Origin of the sequence: Microcystis sp. M53598_WE2, from assembly GCF_030067735.1 — a bacterium.
GTDB classification, from domain to species: Bacteria; Cyanobacteriota; Cyanobacteriia; order Cyanobacteriales; family Microcystaceae; genus Microcystis; species Microcystis aeruginosa.
Genome location: NZ_JASJFE010000423.1, coordinates 1 through 1,998 on the forward strand (window position 1 = coordinate 1; position 1,998 = coordinate 1,998).

Consider the following 1,998-nt stretch of genomic DNA (forward strand, 5'->3'; position numbering starts at 1 on the left):
AGGAATCTACAGAACGGGGTGATATGCCGAAAGTTTCCATATATTCCTACTTTGGTTATTCGGAAAGTTTCTGTATAATTAATGGTTAGCTGGCCCCGTAATATCACGATGTATCTGATTAGGAGCGATGTTATGGGACTTAGTGAAAATTTTTTACAGCCAGCATTGTCAGATGATTTTTACTGGCTCAACGAGCCGACGCATTATCGTTTGGGTAATGGCTTGGAAATTTCTACAGATGAAAAAACTGATTTTTGGCAAAACACGCACTATGGTTTTCAAAGAGATGATGGGCATTGCTTATTGATGCGACAAGTTGGGGATTTTTCCCTAATGACCCAAGTAGAATTTCAGCCTCGGGAAAAATATGATCAATGTGGCCTAATGGTGCGGATTGACAGTCAGAATTGGATAAAAGTTTCCACGGAATATGAAAGCGAACAAGCTAGTCGGCTTGGTTCTGTGGTGACCAATTTGGGATATTCTGATTGGGCAACGCAAGACATTGCTTCAGGATACCGCGAAATGTGGTATCGCATCAGTAAACGGGGGAGCGATTTTCTGCTAGAGAATTCTTATGATGGGCAGGCTTGGCTGCAAATGCGGATCACACACTTACACAAGATAGCCGACGATTGCCAAATCGGAGTGTATGCCTGCAGCCCGATAGGCAAAGCGTTTCGCTGTTGTTTCAAAACCTTGGAAATCTCAGACAATCAGTGGCTGGCAATACCAGAAGCCAGCTAATAACTGTATGCACCCGACTGGCACTTATGCGCCTTAACGCCTGACTTGTTGTGGTTCACGGCTTGTCTGTCTTATGCTAGAGTTTCATAATTACCCAAAGCTAATGAGGCAAAAAATAATGGACAAAAATAAGCCAGAAGAAGTTCAAGAGGCAATGATTTCAGTGGGAGTAGGTACAGCGATTGGAGCTAGTGCATCGGCAGTAGTTGGGGGTATGGGACTGGCTGTAGGAGGAACTGCTCTAGGAGTCGGTATGGCTCCAGTAGCAGCGGCAGGAGCAGTGGTCGGCACAGCAGTTTACGGAACCAAAAAAGCAATAGAAGAACAAGACGCAACGGCAATTGGAGCAGCGGCAATTGGTGCGGGTGCTGGAGCCGGCATATCAGCATTGGTTGGAGGTATGGGATTAGCAGTAGGGGGGACGGCAGTTGCAGTTACAATGGCTCCCGTAGCGGCAGTAGGAGCAGTAATTGGTTTAGCTGGATATGGTATCTCTAAATTATTCACTGAGTAAGAATGGCTAAACGGAAAAGACAGTCCCCCAATGCTGCTCAAAAATTAGTAAGAGGAGCAATTCGGGACTTTATTAATCAGCTTAATGGCATAGTTATTGAGCCGGAGATAAATACTCCTGTAAAGGGGACAGAGGCTTGGTATCGGGACAAACTGGCTGGGGAATTAGGAGGAAAAACCGAGGTTTACATTGATAAGGTAGGTAGAATAGATGTCTTAACTAATACGGAAATAATTGAAGTTAAAAATACAAAAGGCTGGAAATCAGCGATTGGGCAAATCAAGAGTTATGGACAGTATTATCCTAAGCATAAAATGAGAGTTCACCTATTTGGGAAATTGACTGAGAGTAAACTGGAAACTATTCAGAGAGTATGTAACCTAGAAGGCATAACTCTAACTTGGGAATAGTATGATCGCCGATCTGGTAGGATGCGTTCCTTAATGCGGGTCCTACCGCTGCAGCGATCGATTTTAAGGAAACCGAACATCCTTACCTGTTACTATGAAAGGGTATAATAAGTTTACTTAGGGTCTGCTGAAAAAGCTTTTCCTGGGGGCAGGGTGTGGGGTGTGGGGTGTGGGGTGTGGGGTTTTATCGATTTTGAGGGGGTCAATTACCTAATTTTCAGGGAAAAAGTACCTGAATTTCCCCCTGATCACTCCCATATCTGGTACTTTTGGATTTCAAAAAAGTCTAAAAGTCTTATCCAGCAAGGTTTTTAGATTTATTCAGCC

At 43.9% G+C, this 1,998-nt stretch carries 3 protein-coding genes; all 3 read left to right on the top strand.

Going from position 1 to position 1,998, the window contains the following annotated elements; all coding sequences use genetic code 11:
- The first annotated feature begins 132 nt into the window (after positions 1-132).
- The 3 genes from PX636_RS08950 to PX636_RS08960 all read left to right on the top strand — a co-directional run bounded on the left by PX636_RS08950 (position 133) and on the right by PX636_RS08960 (position 1,671).
- A complete protein-coding gene (locus PX636_RS08950; protein WP_288116800.1) occupies positions 133-747 on the top strand; it encodes a DUF1349 domain-containing protein in 615 nt (204 codons plus the stop codon).
- Between the two features lie 115 nt (positions 748-862).
- Positions 863-1,261 carry a hypothetical protein gene (locus PX636_RS08955; protein ID WP_079209156.1) on the top strand — a complete coding sequence of 133 codons (399 nt, stop codon included), beginning with the start codon at positions 863-865 and terminating at the stop codon, positions 1,259-1,261.
- Between the two features lie 2 nt (positions 1,262-1,263).
- A complete protein-coding gene (locus PX636_RS08960) occupies positions 1,264-1,671 on the top strand; it encodes a hypothetical protein (protein ID WP_002798417.1) in 408 nt (135 codons plus the stop codon).
- Positions 1,672-1,998 lie beyond the last annotated feature (327 nt).